A 16,704-nucleotide genomic window follows, 5' to 3' on the forward strand; every position below is an offset into this window, starting at 1 on the left:
AGTACATAGTTAACCTAAGCGCAGTTCAATCAAAGTTAATCAAAGCACAGATGTGTCATGTTGAAAGCGCTAGCAAAGCTTATTGAGATTTTTTGCGCCAGTTCCAGTGCCATTCATGTCGGCGTTATTTTTTATCCTCATCCGGTGTATCGCAGAAATATCTGACAAGAGCATCTACCCAGATTGCCTCACATCTTTGGGATAAATCCCATTCTTCCGAGAAGACATCTCTGTAAAACTGCGTCATGTCAACTTAAACAGAGCAAAAAGGTCCGGTGTAACAGGTACATCAGAAATCATTGTTCACCTCAACAGGAGCATTAAACAATGTCTATCAAATCCCTTAAGCACCTCGCCATCGTGACGGCACTTTCTTTGCTGGCATCATCGCTTCCTGCATCGGCCGCGAACGTCGCCGATGGCTTGCAGCCAAATAAAACACATCAGGGCGGCCTTCAAAAGACGGGGGCCATTGGCGACCCGCAAATCAATGGCCATTACGGGCTGTTTGAAAATATTCGCAGTACATTCTCGCGTCAGGCAGCCTCGCCACAAGTCAACGACAACGCTAACAAAAAATTGTGGGAGAGTCTGCCTTTAGACAAGGCGATCAAGCGCGTTAAAGGTAACGGTAAGCGCCACGTTGCAGTGTTCTCGGACCCTAACTGTGGTTATTGCAAACACTTGGAAACAGAGCTTGCGAACCTCGACAACGTGACTGTTTACACCTTTATGTTTCCCTTCTTATCGCCCAATTCAAAAGCTAAAGCTAGCGACATGTTGTGTGCAAAAGACCCTGTTGCAGCCTGGGGTGACTGGATGTTGCACGGTAAAGCGGCGGAAAAGAACGAGCAGTGCGCACCTAAAGTGCAGGAATTACTGGATATCGGCCAGCGTTTCGGGATTACGGGCACGCCAGTGATGATCTTTGCTGACGGCACCCGTTCCAACGGCTTTATTCGTGCGAATGCGATTGAAAAAAACCTCAAGTAAGTTTTGGCTAAACATTCAAATTGGCAATCTCGCCGTGATGTATTCGATGCATCGCTACCGATGTTGGGATAGTGGCGTAATGAAGTATCGCCCCATAAATTAGTTAAGGAAATACAGATGATGCACATCAAACAAACTTCACAACGTGGCTTTACCTTGCTTGAACTTTTGGTGGTGCTGCTCATTACCGCGCTTCTGGCCGGGTATGTCGGGCCTAAGTTGTTTGGCAAGATCGAGCAAGCAAAAGAAAGCGCCGCCGCCGCGCAAATGAAAACGTTGGCCGATGTACTTGGGCAGTACCGCTTGGATACCGGTGAATATCCATCGGAAGAAGACGGTTTAGAAGCCTTGATCGTGCAGCCAGTAGGACAAGAAAAATGGAAAGGCCCGTATCTGAACAACGATTTGCCAAAAGACCCGTGGGACAACCCTTACGTATGGCATAACCCGGCGCGTGATGCAGATGCAACGTATGACGTTGAAATTTTATCGTTGGGTGCGGATGGTCAGCTCGGAGGAACCGGCAAAAATAAAGTGATTACGAGGGGATTTTAGGATGAAAAGATCATTAACCGCCCTGACTTTTTGCATCGCAGTAGCATTCCCGGCGGTGGCATCGGCCAATTGCTGGATCGAAGCAGGGGATCGCTACAACATTGATCCGGTGTTGCTGCAATCAATCGCGCATGTCGAGTCGGGCTTCAATATCTCGGCCCGAAACTATAACAATGACGGTTCCTATGACGTGGGACTAATGCAAATTAATAAACTACATTTTCCGCGCCTTGCGCCATTCGGCATTACCGAAAAATCTCTGTTGGCAGAGCCTTGTACCTCGGTCATGGTCGGTGCCTGGATTCTGGCAGAGTTTATACAGCGCGTTGGTTATAACTGGGAAGCTGTCGGCGCCTACAACGCTGGCGTCGGCGCTAATCGTAAGACAGCGCGCAATCGCTATATTAAAAAGGTAGCGCGACAGTATCGGCATTTAAAAACGCAAGATGGTCAACGTCAGGTGCCCCAGGTCATCCCGGTCAAATCGCAAAGTACGGTCGTGCAATGAAGCAGTTTGATGCATTTCTTCTGCGCGATGGGCTTACGCAGCATCAATCGATACAAGCCACAGATGTCGATGATGCTCGCAAACAATGCGCCAGATTAGGACAGGTATTGCGGATTAAGGAAGTCCCGCAACGGGCTAAGCGCCGCAGTAAATTTTTGCTTGGTTTATTCATTCAAGAACTGATTGCGCTGCTGGATGCCGGTCTGGCATTGGTGGAGGCAATCGAAGCCTTAGCCGAAAAATCGGCAAATCCGGAACATAAAGAAGTATTAGATGGTTTGCTGACCTATTTATATCACGGTCAACCGCTGTCGCAGGCGATGGCGCAACGCAGCGATATTTTTCCTGCATTGCTGATTGCTAGCGTGGCGTCATCCGAGCATAGCGGGCAGTTACCGCAGGCGTTACGCCGGTTTCATCATTATGAAGTACAGATTTCCAGTCTCAAAAAGAAGGTATGGAGCGCATTGATGTATCCGCTCATCGTAGTGGCCGTCGGTACGTTGATTCTGGGATTTCTGGTGGTCTTTGTGATCCCGCGTTTTGCCACTGTTTTCAGCGGCATGAAAGATTTAAACGGGACTGCGCAATTGATGGTGTGGTGGGCGGAATTGTTGTCTGAGCGCGGTAGCGAACTATTGATCGGCGCGGCAGTGGGTATCGCTGCGGTGGTGATGGCGCTGCGTACAGCAACTGTGAAAGCGGGGCTATGGAAAATGGTGTGGAGCTTGAAACGCCTGAATGAACAGCGGGTTCTATTTGTTTTGGCCCGGTTTTATCGCACTTTCGGCCTATTACTGCTAGGGGGCATGCACGTCGTCGATGCATTAAAACTCACCGGCAAGTTGCTTCCCGCAGACCGTCAGTCGGACTTGCAACAAGTGCTTCAGCACGTCGAAGAAGGTCGTGGCGTAGCGGGCGCATTGATCGACGCCAATCTGACAACGCCAGTAGCAGCAAGATTGTTGCGCGTAGGAGAAAAAAGCGGCGATCTGGCCGGGATGTGTGAACGTATTGCGCAATTTCATGATGAAGCGCTGGCCCGTGCCATAGAAGTATTTAGCAAAGTTTTTGAGCCGGTCTTGATGCTTATCGTAGGTGGTCTCATCGGGGTCATCGTCTTTTTACTGTATATGCCGATCTTTGAGTTGGCGGGAAGTGTTTCATGAAGAACCACCTAAATTTGAACATGCCAGCTTGCCTGTCTAGCCCGTTGTCTGACACGGCCGATGGCGTGATTGCCTATACGTTAAATAAACATCCTGAACGGCTTGAGACGATCGCTGAATTGATCGGATTGCAGTCTGTCTCCGCCGACATTGTATTGGCAGCCGAGTGCGATTTCGACATCATGTCATTGGCAGTTGTGCTGGAAAAACAGATTTTGCCGATTCGCGTGAATGAAGTTTTATATCTAGTGATGGGCCGTCCGGATTCGATCCCGGCGCGGAACTGGACGCAACGCCTGTGTAACGAACACGCAGCTGTGCTGGCGATCACGATACCGGATGCTGTCACCCAGCGGTTACAGCTAATCGAAGCGCAAGAGCGTGCGATAGATCAGTTCCAGCAAGAACAATCGGAACGCCAAACCGATGACGTGGCAGAAATCTCGCTGAGCACTATTTCTCAGGATCAAAGTCCGGTAGTTAAATTGCTTAACTCGACCTTGTTTGATGCGTTGCAGTCACGCGCCAGTGATATCCATCTTGAAAGTATTGATGACGGTTTAGTCGTTAAATATCGGATTGACGGCGTGCTGCAATTTATTACGCAAGTGCAGGGCAGTGACTTTGCAGAACAGACGGTCTCGCGCATCAAGGTGCTTGGCGGTATGGATATCGGCGAACGCCGGATTCCGCAGGATGGCCGTTTTAAGGCGTGCATTCAGTCACGAAATATCGATTTTCGGGTATCCGTGATGCCAAGTATTCACGGCGAAGATGCGGTATTGCGAGTGTTGGATAAATCTAGCCAAAATCAAGCAATCAAGCTCGAAACGCTGGGCTTCGATAACAATACGCTGGATCGCATCCGCGCTCTGGTAAAAATTCCGCATGGCATGGTGCTGGTGACCGGTCCAACCGGTAGCGGTAAATCGACTACGCTGTACGCCACGCTGTCAGAACTGAACAGCGGCGAAGAAAAGCTCATCACGATCGAAGACCCGGTCGAGTATCAATTGCAGGGCGTGCTCCAAATCCCGGTCAATGACAAAAAAGGGCTGACCTTCGCCAAAGGATTGCGCTCGATCTTGCGGCACGATCCAGACATCATTCTGGTCGGAGAAATCCGCGATACGGAGACCGCAGGTATAGCAGTGCAAGCCGCGCTAACGGGGCATTTGGTGCTGTCATCCGTGCATGCGAACGGTGTGTTTAGTGTGCTGGAGCGCTTTCTATACATGGGTGTTGAACCGGCAAGTCTGCTCGAAGCGCTGAACGGCGTTGTCGCGCAGCGACTGGTCCGGCGCAATTGTCAGGCCTGCGCAAAACCCGTTACTGATCCAACGCAAATAGCGCTGGCAAAAAAACATCTGACCGATATCTCCATTTTATCGAAGCAGTCTAAGGAAGCGGTTCCCATCAATCTGATGGCTGGATCAGGCTGCGCCGCCTGTCGTTCCACTGGTTTTCATGGACGTATAGCGTTGGCCGAGATTCTGCGTTGCAGCGAGACATTCAAGGATGCGGTTCTGCAAAAAACACCGATGCGCGCGCTTAAGGCAATCGCCAAGTCTGAAGGCTTTATTTCGATAAGCGACGTAGCGATGGCCGCTGTGCTGCAAGGAAAAACTACATTACAAGAGGTGCAACGTGTCATTGCGATGGATTAAATATAGCGCTGTCATCGGTGCCGAAATAACGCTACGGACATCCGGCAGTCCCCTTGACGAAGCAAAAAATAGTGCTTTGCAAGTGACAGAAGCGGGCGAAATCGACCGTGCATCCTCAATTGATGCGCTTATCGCCGGATTGCCGCGCAGCGCATTGCCGATGCTTGACGCGATTGAAGTCGCGGTTGGTTATCCCTATGCCAACCATATGATTTTGCCTTGGCAGGATGAAATACTTATACCGGCAGATCGTCTGGCCTACGCAGAATCTATGTTAGAGCAGCAATATGGCATCGTGCGCTCTGACTGGTATTGCGAGATATTTCAGGAACGTTTTGCGTGTCCGGCAATTGCCAGCGCAATCCGGCGCGATGTCGTGGATGAGATTGTCAGCGCCTGCAAGAAACAAAAATTGCGTCTGCGCCGTGTGCATTCGTTGCTGGCCGACACAATTAACCGTCAATCCGGCGCGCCAGATGCCGACGCCGTATTTGTGTCGCATCAATCGGGCGGTTATGAGTTTGCCTTCCGCCGCGATGGCATTTGGTGCAACGCTTTTGCTCTGCGCGGTATCGGCCAGACGGCGGAACAATGTTTGATATCGGCCTCTATGATGGCAAATCATTTTCCGACAAATATCCATTTTAGTGAGTATGCAATTCCGCACGATGACGTCACGGCGACAGAGATCGCGACGGCCACCGATGCCGATGCCGCGCTGGAGAATAATCATGCACCTGTATAGACGCGGTAGCGTCCCTGCCAGCACAGTCGATTATTTCCGTCCGGCGATGATCGCTGCGGCTGTCGCCACCAGTTTGGTCGCCGCGGCGGTGCTATGGCAAGACATCAGCGTGATGCAGCAACAGGCCGCGCACTTACGGACAGAAAACGTACAGCTTGCCGATCTGCAACGCAGCATCGATAAAGAAAAACGGGCACAGCAACAGACCAACAAAATTTTGCAACAAGGCGCACCATCGCAGACCGCTATTGCCGCCCTGAAACGGGTCGAAGCCGCCTGGGATGACGATATCAGCCTGCTACGCATGCAGACGGATATGAACAAAGGGCGCATGCAATTGCATGTCAGCGCCACGTCTAGCGAAGCGCTATTCGGTTTTGTCGATCGCCTAAAACAGCAATTTGGGAATGATGTGTTTTTGCAGCAGCATGTGCAAAAAGAGATCGTTACCGATGCATGGTTATTGGATGCCAGTCTGGTATTGGGGTGGAAATGACTATGCAAAAAATAGACCTGAACAGATTCCAACAACGTCTTAAATGGGAGTGGTATCGCGTCGCCGGTGGTCTTGGCTTGCCGGGCATTAGCGCTTGCGGGATTCTAGTGGTGGCGCTGATTGCGCATCAGGCTTTCTTGAAACCAACTATCAATCAACAACAAAATACATTGACCCGCATCACGGCGCAGCAAGTTGCTAATACTAAAAAGATTCATAACAGCCGAAACGTTGTCTCGAAGGTTGGTTCTTTGTCATCGGCGGGGCAGCAAGATGTGTTGGATCTGGCTAAAAAGTATGCGTTGGATACACGCGAAGTGAAATATCAACAAATACAGCGTGGCAAAAAGGGTGCGGCGCAAGACAGTCGCATTTTGATTACGTTGCCGACTGCAGGCAGTTATGCGTTGTTCAGGGACTTGAGTGAAGAGTTGGCAGGTCTGCCCGGCGTGTGGGTGGAAACATTTTCTTTAACTAGAAAAACGCCGTCCGAAGTCATGCTTGAGATTGAAATGAAATTGTCGGTCACTAAGCCCGCGAGTAATGACGTTGTCAAGAACACTGACATGGCTAAAAGCAAGGTAACGCATGCAGAGGTGGCGAAATGAAAATTCCCATGTATTTGCGTATTGTGCTGCCACTCACCATCGCCGCATGCGGCTATGCGATGTTGACCGATACAGCGTCTGATGAAGCTGGACCAGTGCGTGCCAAAGCAGTCAGCAAAAAAGTAAAACCGGCCGACAAGAACTTATCGACGTTGCCGGAACTGCCAGCGTCGGCACCACGTAATTTGTTTCCGAACCAAGGGCCACAAGCGATGGCGGCACGCAATGCGCCACTGCCTGCGCTGAGCAGGCCTAAAGAAATGGCAGCGCAGCCAGCGCCAATACCGGCACCGGTACCAGCCAGAGCCCCGGCTTTCCCGATGAAGGTGAGCGGGCTGTGGGTCGATGGCGCGCAACGCAAGATCATCCTTACCAAAGGCGATCAAACCGTGATCCTGTGTCAAGGATGCGGTGCAGCTGCAAGCCCCAAAATCGGTGATGTGCTAGAGCGCAATTACCGACTCGAAAAGATTGAAAACGAACGCATCACATTTACTTATTTGCCGTTGCAGCTTGAACACATAGTCGATATCGACCGAGCCATTAGCGGAACAGGGAATTAATTATGTCAAATTTAAAACACCGCGTGGTACAGAGTTTGTTGATGTTGACGACGGCATCGCTAATTGCTGGATGTGCCGTACCTCGCGCTATGGAAAAAACGGAAAAACTGGCGCAACAAGGTCAGCTGGAAGCCGCTATTGACGTCTTGCAAGACGCTAAGAAAGAAAGTCCAAAAGACATGCGTCTCGATAGCGCCATGTATAAACAGTTGGATCAATTGGTCGGACGTTACTATCAAGAGGCTGAAGAAGCGCTTGCGGCAGACGATGAACAGACGGCGCTTGCGCGGTTTGAAACAGTGCTGAAATACGATAACGGCAACATGCGGGCGCGCCAGGCGATCAATCAGATCGATAACCGCAAACATTTAAAAGAATTGCTGGCTGAAGCGCGTGTCATGGCGGAAAGCCGTCCGGATGATGCGCTTAAGCTGATCCACAAAGTATTGGAAGAGCGCCCATCATGGGCGGATGCGATCAAACTACGCGATACCTTGATGCGCAGAGTGGCTGAATCGAAAACCCTATCGCCAGCGCTCGGCGCTTCGTTACAAAAACCGGTTTCGCTGACGTTCCGTTCGCATAATCTGGTCAGCATTTTTGATACCATTTCAAAACTGGCCGGGGTCAATTTCATATTCGATGCCGATGTATCGAAATCGGCCACGGCGAGTATTTCTGCGAAAAAAACCACCGCAGAAGACGCCATCAATCTATTGCTAGCGACCAATCGCTTGCGTAAAAAAGTATTGAATCACAACACGCTGCTGATTTATCCAGCCAATGGCAGCAAGGATAAAGAATATCGCGACATGGCGGTAAAGACTTTTTTCTTAAGCCATGCTAATGCAAAGTCGGTCAGCAGTGCGCTGAAAATGACGCTTAAAACCAGAGATATCCATATCGATGAGCGGATCAATGCCATCGTTGTCCGCGATGCGCCAGAAACGCTGGAATTGGCTAGCCGCCTGGTATTGGCGCTGGATCGGCCTGAAGCCGAAGTAACGCTGGACGTGCAGGTGCTTGAGGTAAGCAGCAATGATTTACTCAACCTCGGTATGCAATATCCGGGGGCGATTGGCTTGGGTATTTCCAAAGCCGACGGCGCGTCTGAAGGCGGCGGCAGTAATATTCCGCTGAATCTATTTTCCTCTTTGAAGAAAAAAGATTTGTTCGTTAATCTCGGTGCCCAAAAAGGCGTAACGCTGAATATGTTGCAAAAGGCGACAAGCATGCAGGTCCTGGCGAATCCAAAAATTCGCGTCAAGAACGGCAAAAAAGCGCACATTGAGATCGGTCAAAAGATTCCCGTGATTACTAACTTGATGACGGATTCTGGGGCAACTTCGGAAAAAGTCGAAATGCTGGATGTCGGTCTGAAATTTGAAGTGTTGCCGACAATCAGTCTGGATGGTGAGATCAGCGTTGATATCGATTTGACGGTATCCAGTCTTGGCGATGTTGAAGAGTCGCCGAAAAAGGCTAAATACTATCGGATTAATCAGCGTAAAACTAAAACTACATTGACGGCGAAAGATAACGAAACGCAAATTCTGGCAGGTTTGATTAATCGCGAAGATCGCGACAATAAGTCAGGTTTGCCGGGCCTTAGTCAGTTGCCGTTGCTGGATCGTTTGTTCGGTAATCGCGAAGGCAGCAATGCAAAATCGGAATTGGTATTGGTTATCACGCCGCGTATCGAACGCAAACTGGAATTGCCGGGCGCGCATGTGACAACGTTTATTTCTGGCACAGAATCCCGTGTCAGTGGTGAAAGTCTGATACTGCGCAACACAGAAGGCGCACGTCTGACAACTGGTGGTGGTAATTCTTCCGCTGGATCAAGTTCAAGTGATACCGCTGTTGAAGAACCGACAGCAGATGTCAATCCTGCAAATGAACTGCCGATGCTTGAAGCCCCGGCTGAACAAGGCGTATCCGATGTTGTCCTGCCCCCTTTGACTCAGAAATCGCTTAGTTATCATCAGACGCTCAGCATACGTGGCTGGTCCGTGACGACGACGTTGGCGACGGCTGCGAATTCACCAAGAATGATAGCAATCATGACGCAGGTGAATACAAAAATGCAACCGCAAACGGCATTGCTGGAGAAGGTCGAAGCTGCGACTATCACCGCATGGCGAGAAATGAAATGAGACACTGGCTGCATCGCGGCAGGCTGCTACAGCGAGAACGAAAAATTACTACGAATCATAAAATAGTCCGTGGCTTTACCTTGATAGAACTGATGGTGTCGCTGGCTATTTTGGCTTCTCTGGCGGCTGCGCTGTTGCCCATGACAGAGTTTATGGCGCGCCGTCATCAAGAGCAGGAATTACGGGATGGCCTGCGTGAAATCAGGACTGCCATCGATGCCTACAAACAGGCTGCAGATGACGGCGCGATCGAAAAAATGCTGGATGCCAGTGGTTATCCCGCCAATCTGGAAGTGTTGCAGACGGGCGTCGCTAACAAAGAAAATGTCAATGGCGGAAAACGAGTTTTCTTGCGCAGACTGCCACGCGATCCGATGTGCAATTGTCCCGATACCCCTGCGGCCGAAACCTGGCAATTGCGCAGTTACGATAGTGCGTTCGATTCGCCGCAATCCGGCGAGGATGTTTTCGATATCACGTCAACGAATACAGAAGAGGGTCTCAATGGCATTCCATATAACCAATGGTAACAAAGGAGAAAAGCTGCGAAAAAATGGCTTTACGCTGATCGAATTACTGGTCGTGATGGCGATTATTGCGACCTTGATGACGTTAGTCGCACCAAAATATTTCAAACAGACAGAGCGCGCCAAAGAGGTCGTATTGCAACATAATATTCGCGGTCTGCGTGAGGCTATTGACCACTATCGGCAAGATATGGGCGCAGGTCCGCAAGCGTTGGAAGAGCTGGTGAGCGGCCGCTATTTGAAGGAAGTGCCGTTAGATCCGGTGACCGGACGCCGCGATTCGTGGCAGCCAGAACTGGACGACGATGCACAAATTTATGAAGTGCGCAGTGGGGCAGAGGGGATGTCGCTATCAGGAGAGGCATATGCAGAATGGTAAGCAGCGCGGTTTTGCCTATCTTTCTGTGATGATTATGGTAGCGGTGATGAGCATCATGGCATTCCAGTTATCCGGCTCGCTATCGGTGCGTATGAACCGCGGCAAAGAAGCCGATCTACTGTTCAATGGCAATCAAATTGCCCAGGCTGTGAAGAGTTATTTTGAAAGCGGACCGGTACGCGGTTGTTATCCTCCGAATTTTGAGGCATTGCTGGAAGATCGGCGGGATTTCCAGACACGCCGACATTTACGCATGGCATACAGCGATCCCATGAGCGCGCCTGCCAGCGTTGATGGCGGTTGGGGAATATTGCGAGATCATAGCGAACGCATCATCGGCGTCTATAGCAAAAGTACCGATACGCCCTATAAGCAACATAATTTTCCGAAGCATCAGAAAGATTTCGAAGGGAAAACGCAATACTCAGAATGGCAGTTTCTGGTGAAAGGAAGCAAAGTAAAGCCCGCTTCAGCGGCTATATGCAACCAATAAGTGGCAGAGGAAAATGACGTTGGCACAGGGACTTAAGTCGACACCATTGCATATGATGGCCGTTTTTTGTCTCTACAAGCTATAATCAGTGTTGGCACATGAGCAAAATGTCACATTTCCTGAGGTCCAAGCATGTATGGTCGAAAACTACATTTGGTCATCGCAGACGACCATCCCATCGTTCTCATGGGCGTTCGCGCCATTCTACAAAATTTGCCGGATGTGAGTCTCATTGGCACTGCCTCCAACTCAACCGAATTGTTCGAAATGCTGGATGCTCGCCCCGCTGACCACCCTGAACAGGTGGACATGGTGCTGACCGATTATGCGATGCCGGGCGGCGCTTTCGGTGATGGAATGGAAATGCTGGCGCGCCTCAAAAGTCGCTTTCCTGACGTAACGTTGATCGTATTAACGGTGCTGACCAACCCCGCTTTGTTGAGCAAAATTGTGCAATTGGGTGTGCATGGCTTGCTTAATAAGGGCAGCGATCTGAATGAAATTCCGGTAGCGATCAAACGCGTGGCGGCCGGATACAAATATTTAAGCCAAAGTCTGGCCGCAACGCTGGAAGCGCAAAGCACCCGGCCGGATGTCGATAAGATCGCCTTATTATCGAAAAAAGAGCTTGAAGTGCTGCGGATGTTTCTAGGCGGTATGTCGGTGCAGGCGATTGCAGATCACGTGCGCCGCAGCAGTAAAACTATCAGCAACCAAAAACGCATGGGTATGATGAAACTTGCGTGTGCTAATGATGCCGAGTTGTTCCAACTGAATTCTCAAGTTGGGCTGACGAATATTGCACCACCTGAAAGTGAGCCTCAAAAGAGAGACTAAATTGCGGCTAGTCAGGCGGGTTTAATAGCTAGTTGGATATGATTTTTGTCGCTGTCGATGCGGAACCAAAACACTGGTTTCGCTTTTTTTTGCCTTGCTTTTCGGCAAGCGAATCTGGTAATCCTTACCGTCAATTAACTTCTGCCAGAGCCATGGAGTGTCACACTTGACGAGATTTTGAACGCGCCTATATTGCAATAATTTTAAGCAGAGACCGTACGGAACTTTTGCCAATTTCGATAAGTCTAGAGCTTACGTTCAATCAGGGATCGAACGAACGTAATCCATCCTAATGTTGTTCGAAAGGAGCTAAAAAATGAGCTACTTGGATCGTGATACTTACGGCATATATAGAAATAGCACTGGCGGTCCTGGACCAGAAGTTCTTGGTGCAGATACTTTGATTGGAAATGATGTTTGCAACCAGGCCGGAGAGGACTTGGGCGATATCAAAGAACTGATGTTAGACACACGCACTGGCAAAGTTAATTATGCGGTTCTTTCTTTCGGTGGTTTTCTTGGAATGGGAGAAAAATTATTTGCGGTCCCATGGGAAGCTTTACAGCTTGATCCCGTGAATGAGCGCTTCATTCTGAATGTCGATAAGGATCGTCTGAAAAGTGCGCCAGGCTTTGATAAAGATCACTGGCCAGATATGGCAGACCATAGTTGGATACGTGAAATTGACACCTACTATGGAACAGATCGCTTTTCCGACTCATCCCCGCTAGTGTAAAAAATAAGGTTAATTGCAGTCTTCATTGCAATGTATTCGCAACCTTATAGATAACCTGATTGTAAAAATGTGTATGAGACTGACCATTATGGGCGGGGCACAGTCCGCCCGTAATCAACCTGTATTGCGCTTATATCAAGCCTGTATTTATAGGAATCCCAGCAGTTTGGTGAACCGTAGGAGAGTCTGCAATGGCTACCGCGAGCAAACGTGTACTATGGAAAGGCGCGATTTCGTTTGGGCTGGTGCATATCCCGATTGCGTTGCATTCTGCTACTTCCGAACAAGGTCTGAATTTCGACTGGCTGGACAAGCGCACGATGGACCCTGTCGGTTACAAGCGTATCAATAAAAAAACCGGCAAAGAAGTCGATAAAGAAAACATCGTCAAAGGGATCGAATACGAAGACGGTGAATACGTCATTTTGTCGCAAGAAGAAATTGCCGCAGCCTATCCCAAATCCACTCAAACGATTGAAATCGAAAGCTTCGTCGACGCTGGCGAAATTCCGTTCTTGTATCTGGAACGTCCTTACTATGTTTCGCCGATCAATAAAGGTGCGAAAGTCTATGCCTTATTGCGCGAAGTATTGATTAAGACAGGTAAAGTCGGGATTGCCAAGGTCGTCATTCAAACCAAGCAGCATCTGGCGGTGTTGATGCCTTGCGGACCGGCACTTGTATTGGATTTGCTGCGCTGGGGCGACGAAGTCAGGGATTGGGAAGAACTTGATTTGCCTGCCGAAGGCGTCAAAGCGGCGGGCTTGAACGACAAAGAAATGAAGATGGGCGAACAACTGGTGCGCGATATGGGCGGCAAGTGGAATCCCGCCGACTTTTCTGATTCTTTCAAGGAACAAATCCTTAAATTGGTAGAAGAAAAAGTGAAGGCTGGAAAGACCGAATCCGTCAGGTCGATTGAAAAAGCGGATGACGATACAGGTTCCGGTGCAAGGATTTATGACTTGACCGAGATGTTGCAGCGCAGCCTGCACAATATTAGTCGGCCCAAGTCAACGACTGCTGAGAAGAAGGCCGCGCCGACTCCAAAACCTGCAAAATCGGTAAAGCCAGTCAAGGTGGTTAAATCGGTTAAATCGGTTAAAGCTGCACCGCCCGCAGCGAAGAAACCAGCCGCAAAACGGAAGGCCAGCTAAAGGATATCTCGTCATGACGCGTCCCGATCCGCTGAAAATCTACAAAACCAAACGCGACTTCACCAAAACTTCAGAGCCGGAGGACGGCGGCGCTGCCAATCAGTCCGGCCTTGCGTTCGTGGTGCAGAAGCATTGGGCCTCTCATTTGCATTACGACGTGCGCCTGGAATTTGAGGGCACTATGCGCAGTTGGGCAGTCCCAAAGGGGCCGAGTTATGACCCGAAAGATAAGCGCATGGCTGTGCAAGTAGAAGATCATCCCATCGCTTATAACAGCTTCGAAGGTAAAATTCCTGCTAAGCAATATGGCGCGGGAAAAGTCATCATTTGGGACAAAGGAACGTGGCAACCTTTGGAGGATCCTTCACAGGGATTGCGCGACGGCAATCTTAAATTCACGCTGAATGGCTATAAATTGCATGGTCATTGGGCGCTGATTCGGATGAAGAGCAGAAGCGACAAAGACAATCCAAAGAAGCCGACATGGTTGCTGATCAAGGAAAAAGACGATTTTGCACGACCTGCTGTGGCGTATAGCGTGGTGGATGAAATGCCGGATAGTGTTGCTCAACTGGGTGCGTCAACGTCGGCCGCAAAGCCTAAAAGTAAGCTGATCACAAAGGCCAAGTCCGGTACGCACACCGCAACCGTTGACAAAACGACGAAGTCCGGACCTTCAACTAAAAAAAATAAGTCTGATACGCCATCGCAGACCGTTCCCGCAGGTGCGGTCAAGGCCGCGTTGCCGTCAAAACTGACACCGCAATTAGCCACCTTGGTGGATAAGCCGCCAACGGCGTCTTCCGAATGGTTATATGAAATCAAGTACGACGGCTATCGTTTGCTGGCCCGTGTGCAAGGCAAAAAAATTGTTTTGATGACGCGCAATGGTAACGACTGGACCGAAAAATTGCCCGTTTTAGCGGATGCATTGCGTGCTGCGGCACTTCCGGCAGGTTGGTACGACGGAGAAATCGTGATGCCGGATGAAAGCGGCATTCCCGACTTTCAGGCGTTACAAGGCGCATTCGATAGCCATAAAACTCAGAAAATTGTGTATTTTTTGTTTGACGTCCCTTTCTTTAATGGCTTCGATTTGCGACCGGTCCCGTTGGTATCGCGTAGAGCTTTGCTGCAATCGCTATTAAATAAGGATTTGCCGCCAACGATTCGGTTCAGCGAATCGTTTGAGGCCAATGGCGAAGATATTGTCGCCTCAGCGTGCCGCCTGGGAATGGAGGGCGTTATTGGCAAAAAACGTGATGCGCCCTATGCAGAACGGCGTTCCCCTGACTGGATTAAGTTGAAGTGCAGCCATCGGCAAGAGTTTGTGATCGGCGGTTATACCGATCCGCAGGGAAGCCGGGCGGGAATCGGCGCTCTGTTACTCGGTGTACATGATGAGGACGGTAAATTGCGTTATGCGGGCAAGGTCGGCACAGGATTTGACGATAAAACGTTGCGCAGTCTACGAACGGCGCTGAATGCTATCCACGCCGAGCGTAGTCCGTTCACCGCCGTCAGCGATCTGCGGCCAGATGGTCATTGGGTAAAACCTAGGTTACTGGCTGAGGTGTCATTTGCCGAATGGACCCATAGCGGCCGGATTCGTCATGCTGTTTTCCATGGTTTGCGCAATGACAAGCCAGCCCGCAAGATCATTCGTGAGGTGCCAGTCCATCCCATCGGCGAAAAGGCGCCTTTAACGTCATTACCCCCGACGTTGAAAATCACCAGTCCCGAACGCGAAATCGACCCCAGCACCGGTATTACGAAGATTGAATTGCTACGATTTTATGCGTTGGTTGCGCCGTTGATGATGCCGCATCTGCAAGGGCGTCCCGTATCTTTGGTGCGAGCGCCCGACGGCATCACAAAACAGCTGTTTTTTCAGAAGCATCTGGAAGTAGGGCAGATGGCGGGCGTGGCGCAGCTGTCAGAGAAGCTCGATCCCGACCATCCCCGTTTGCTGGAGATCGTCCGCCCGGAAGGCTTGCTATCGGCCGCGCAGATGAACGTGATCGAATTCCACACGTGGAACGCGATCAAGACATCCATCAACAAACCAGACCGCATGACATTCGATCTTGATCCCGGCGAAGGTGTCGAATGGGCTGCCGTGCAAGAGGCTGCATTACTGGTAAAAGCTTTACTCGACCAGCTAGGATTGAAATCTTTTGTTAAGACCAGTGGCGGTAAGGGTTTTCATGTGGTGGTGCCGTTAGCGAAACAGCTTGGCTGGGACGTGGTAAAGGGGTTTTCGCATGCGATAGTGGCGCATTTGGTGGGTGTTTTTCCGCTGCGGTTTGTGGTCAAAAGCGGCCCACGTAATCGCGTCGGCAAGATATTTGTGGATTATCTTCGTAATGGTTTTGGCGCAACGACGGTATGCGCCTGGTCAGCTCGCGCAAGGCCGGGGCTGGGCGTTTCTGTGCCGATTGAATGGGACGAAGTGCAAAGTATTCACAGCGCGGCGCATTGGACGGTCGCTAATATTCATACGCGGCTTGATCGCGGTAATACGCCTTGGGATGCTTACGCTTCGACCGTGCAACGCTTAACTTCTCCTATGAAGATGTTGAATTTTAAGCCTGAGAGGTTAGATTGAAATCGGATTTATCGATGTTATTCGGCATTTATATTTGTTTCATTTAAGGTAATTTTTTGCGTAAACGAGACAAATCCATGGGAGTATAATTTTTACTGTATATTTATACAGTTGTTATGGTAAGCTTTGATTTCATTGTTGATGATTTCTGAGGGGATTTCTTACTATGGCAAACTTTAACTCCGTTGGCGCTGGGTACGACTTTAATGACGTGCCTGCAGCGATTGTGCTTCAAATCGGTGGTCGGGAAATATCGATTTGTCGTGATTATCGCAAACGTTATTACACACCCAATCCGTTAATTGAGTTACGCACCAGCCTAGCGTCCGGCTATCTTGAAGTGTTGCTGCTGCGTATGTGGGTTATCCGATTATGTGAAGCGCGGTCCTTGAGCAGACGCGGTGCGCAGCAACCCTTGCTATCCATGCATGATTCTCGTCAGGCCCAATTACAATCACCTATGGCGAAAAACGACTAAGTGTAAGTCTGTCGGATCCTTCATTCACC

At 49.9% G+C, this 16,704-nt stretch carries 18 protein-coding genes; all 18 read left to right on the forward strand.

Going from position 1 to position 16,704, the window contains the following annotated elements:
- Positions 1–327 precede the first annotated feature (327 nt).
- The 18 genes from C7W93_RS02655 to C7W93_RS02740 all read left to right on the forward strand — a co-directional run bounded on the left by C7W93_RS02655 (position 328) and on the right by C7W93_RS02740 (position 16,675).
- Positions 328–993 carry a DsbC family protein gene (locus C7W93_RS02655; protein WP_108438621.1) on the forward strand — a complete coding sequence of 222 codons (666 nt, stop codon included), beginning with the start codon at positions 328–330 and terminating at the stop codon, positions 991–993.
- Between the two features lie 117 nt (positions 994–1,110).
- Positions 1,111–1,548: a type II secretion system major pseudopilin GspG gene (gspG, locus tag C7W93_RS02660; RefSeq protein WP_108438622.1), complete on the forward strand. Its 438-nt coding sequence runs from the start codon at positions 1,111–1,113 to the stop codon at positions 1,546–1,548.
- Position 1,549: 1 nt separating this feature from the next.
- Positions 1,550–2,056, forward strand: coding sequence for a transglycosylase SLT domain-containing protein (locus tag C7W93_RS02665; RefSeq protein WP_108438623.1), 507 nt, complete (start codon positions 1,550–1,552; stop codon positions 2,054–2,056).
- Positions 2,053–3,225: a type II secretion system F family protein gene (locus tag C7W93_RS02670; RefSeq protein WP_108438624.1), complete on the forward strand. Its 1,173-nt coding sequence runs from the start codon at positions 2,053–2,055 to the stop codon at positions 3,223–3,225. The genes C7W93_RS02665 and C7W93_RS02670 overlap by 4 nt, the downstream gene beginning before the upstream one ends.
- Positions 3,222–4,892 carry a GspE/PulE family protein gene (locus C7W93_RS02675; protein WP_108438625.1) on the forward strand — a complete coding sequence of 557 codons (1,671 nt, stop codon included), beginning with the start codon at positions 3,222–3,224 and terminating at the stop codon, positions 4,890–4,892. The genes C7W93_RS02670 and C7W93_RS02675 overlap by 4 nt, the downstream gene beginning before the upstream one ends.
- Positions 4,873–5,637: a hypothetical protein gene (locus tag C7W93_RS02680; protein ID WP_146177505.1), complete on the forward strand. Its 765-nt coding sequence runs from the start codon at positions 4,873–4,875 to the stop codon at positions 5,635–5,637. The genes C7W93_RS02675 and C7W93_RS02680 overlap by 20 nt, the downstream gene beginning before the upstream one ends.
- Positions 5,624–6,133 (forward strand): hypothetical protein, encoded by a 510-nt coding sequence (locus C7W93_RS02685; RefSeq protein WP_108438627.1) that lies wholly within the window; start codon positions 5,624–5,626, stop codon positions 6,131–6,133. The genes C7W93_RS02680 and C7W93_RS02685 overlap by 14 nt, the downstream gene beginning before the upstream one ends.
- 2 nt (positions 6,134–6,135) lie before the next feature.
- Positions 6,136–6,741: a hypothetical protein gene (locus C7W93_RS02690; RefSeq protein WP_108438628.1), complete on the forward strand. Its 606-nt coding sequence runs from the start codon at positions 6,136–6,138 to the stop codon at positions 6,739–6,741.
- Positions 6,738–7,304 (forward strand): hypothetical protein, encoded by a 567-nt coding sequence (locus C7W93_RS02695; RefSeq protein ID WP_108438629.1) that lies wholly within the window; start codon positions 6,738–6,740, stop codon positions 7,302–7,304. Before C7W93_RS02690 ends, C7W93_RS02695 begins: the two co-directional genes overlap by 4 nt.
- Before the next feature lie 2 nt (positions 7,305–7,306).
- Positions 7,307–9,460, forward strand: coding sequence for a secretin N-terminal domain-containing protein (locus tag C7W93_RS02700; protein WP_108438630.1), 2,154 nt, complete (start codon positions 7,307–7,309; stop codon positions 9,458–9,460).
- The gene (locus C7W93_RS02705; protein ID WP_108438631.1) at positions 9,457–9,990 is read left to right on the forward strand and encodes a type II secretion system protein; all 534 of its coding nucleotides are present in this window, start codon (positions 9,457–9,459) and stop codon (positions 9,988–9,990) included. Before C7W93_RS02700 ends, C7W93_RS02705 begins: the two co-directional genes overlap by 4 nt.
- Positions 9,965–10,366 (forward strand): type II secretion system protein, encoded by a 402-nt coding sequence (locus C7W93_RS02710; protein ID WP_108438632.1) that lies wholly within the window; start codon positions 9,965–9,967, stop codon positions 10,364–10,366. Before C7W93_RS02705 ends, C7W93_RS02710 begins: the two co-directional genes overlap by 26 nt.
- The gene (locus C7W93_RS02715) at positions 10,353–10,859 is read left to right on the forward strand and encodes a type II secretion system protein (protein WP_108438633.1); all 507 of its coding nucleotides are present in this window, start codon (positions 10,353–10,355) and stop codon (positions 10,857–10,859) included. The genes C7W93_RS02710 and C7W93_RS02715 overlap by 14 nt, the downstream gene beginning before the upstream one ends.
- A gap of 132 nt (positions 10,860–10,991) precedes the next feature.
- A complete protein-coding gene (locus C7W93_RS02720) occupies positions 10,992–11,696 on the forward strand; it encodes a response regulator transcription factor (RefSeq protein ID WP_108438634.1) in 705 nt (234 codons plus the stop codon).
- A 316-nt stretch (positions 11,697–12,012) separates the two neighbouring features.
- Entirely contained in the window at positions 12,013–12,432 is a 420-nt protein-coding gene (locus C7W93_RS02725) for a PRC-barrel domain-containing protein (protein ID WP_108438635.1), read from the forward strand.
- Between the two features lie 191 nt (positions 12,433–12,623).
- Positions 12,624–13,589 carry a Ku protein gene (locus C7W93_RS02730; RefSeq protein ID WP_108438636.1) on the forward strand — a complete coding sequence of 322 codons (966 nt, stop codon included), beginning with the start codon at positions 12,624–12,626 and terminating at the stop codon, positions 13,587–13,589.
- Positions 13,590–13,602: 13 nt separating this feature from the next.
- On the forward strand, positions 13,603–16,197 hold the full coding sequence (ligD, locus tag C7W93_RS02735) for a DNA ligase D (RefSeq protein ID WP_108438637.1): 2,595 nt from the start codon (positions 13,603–13,605) through the stop codon (positions 16,195–16,197).
- A gap of 166 nt (positions 16,198–16,363) precedes the next feature.
- Complete coding sequence (locus C7W93_RS02740; protein WP_108438638.1) at positions 16,364–16,675, forward strand: hypothetical protein; 312 nt, start codon at positions 16,364–16,366, stop codon at positions 16,673–16,675.
- The last annotated feature ends 29 nt before the right edge of the window (positions 16,676–16,704 follow it).

The organism is Glaciimonas sp. PCH181 (assembly GCF_003056055.1).
Lineage (GTDB): Bacteria > Pseudomonadota > Gammaproteobacteria > Burkholderiales > Burkholderiaceae_D > Glaciimonas.

Bases quoted from the DNA above. Each gene is read 5' to 3' on its own strand.
- C7W93_RS02655 (WP_108438621.1), top strand. From the start codon at position 328: ATGTCTATCAAATCCCTTAAGCACCTCGCCATCGTGACGGCACTTTCT.
- gspG (WP_108438622.1), top strand. From the start codon at position 1,111: ATGATGCACATCAAACAAACTTCACAACGTGGCTTTACCTTGCTTGAA.
- C7W93_RS02665 (WP_108438623.1), top strand. From the start codon at position 1,550: ATGAAAAGATCATTAACCGCCCTGACTTTTTGCATCGCAGTAGCATTC.
- C7W93_RS02670 (WP_108438624.1), top strand. From the start codon at position 2,053: ATGAAGCAGTTTGATGCATTTCTTCTGCGCGATGGGCTTACGCAGCAT.
- C7W93_RS02675 (WP_108438625.1), top strand. From the start codon at position 3,222: ATGAAGAACCACCTAAATTTGAACATGCCAGCTTGCCTGTCTAGCCCG.
- C7W93_RS02685 (WP_108438627.1), top strand. From the start codon at position 5,624: ATGCACCTGTATAGACGCGGTAGCGTCCCTGCCAGCACAGTCGATTAT.
- C7W93_RS02690 (WP_108438628.1), top strand. From the start codon at position 6,136: ATGCAAAAAATAGACCTGAACAGATTCCAACAACGTCTTAAATGGGAG.
- C7W93_RS02695 (WP_108438629.1), top strand. From the start codon at position 6,738: ATGAAAATTCCCATGTATTTGCGTATTGTGCTGCCACTCACCATCGCC.
- C7W93_RS02700 (WP_108438630.1), top strand. From the start codon at position 7,307: ATGTCAAATTTAAAACACCGCGTGGTACAGAGTTTGTTGATGTTGACG.
- C7W93_RS02705 (WP_108438631.1), top strand. From the start codon at position 9,457: ATGAGACACTGGCTGCATCGCGGCAGGCTGCTACAGCGAGAACGAAAA.
- C7W93_RS02710 (WP_108438632.1), top strand. From the start codon at position 9,965: ATGGCATTCCATATAACCAATGGTAACAAAGGAGAAAAGCTGCGAAAA.
- C7W93_RS02715 (WP_108438633.1), top strand. From the start codon at position 10,353: ATGCAGAATGGTAAGCAGCGCGGTTTTGCCTATCTTTCTGTGATGATT.
- C7W93_RS02720 (WP_108438634.1), top strand. From the start codon at position 10,992: ATGTATGGTCGAAAACTACATTTGGTCATCGCAGACGACCATCCCATC.
- C7W93_RS02725 (WP_108438635.1), top strand. From the start codon at position 12,013: ATGAGCTACTTGGATCGTGATACTTACGGCATATATAGAAATAGCACT.
- C7W93_RS02730 (WP_108438636.1), top strand. From the start codon at position 12,624: ATGGCTACCGCGAGCAAACGTGTACTATGGAAAGGCGCGATTTCGTTT.
- ligD (WP_108438637.1), top strand. From the start codon at position 13,603: ATGACGCGTCCCGATCCGCTGAAAATCTACAAAACCAAACGCGACTTC.
- C7W93_RS02740 (WP_108438638.1), top strand. From the start codon at position 16,364: ATGGCAAACTTTAACTCCGTTGGCGCTGGGTACGACTTTAATGACGTG.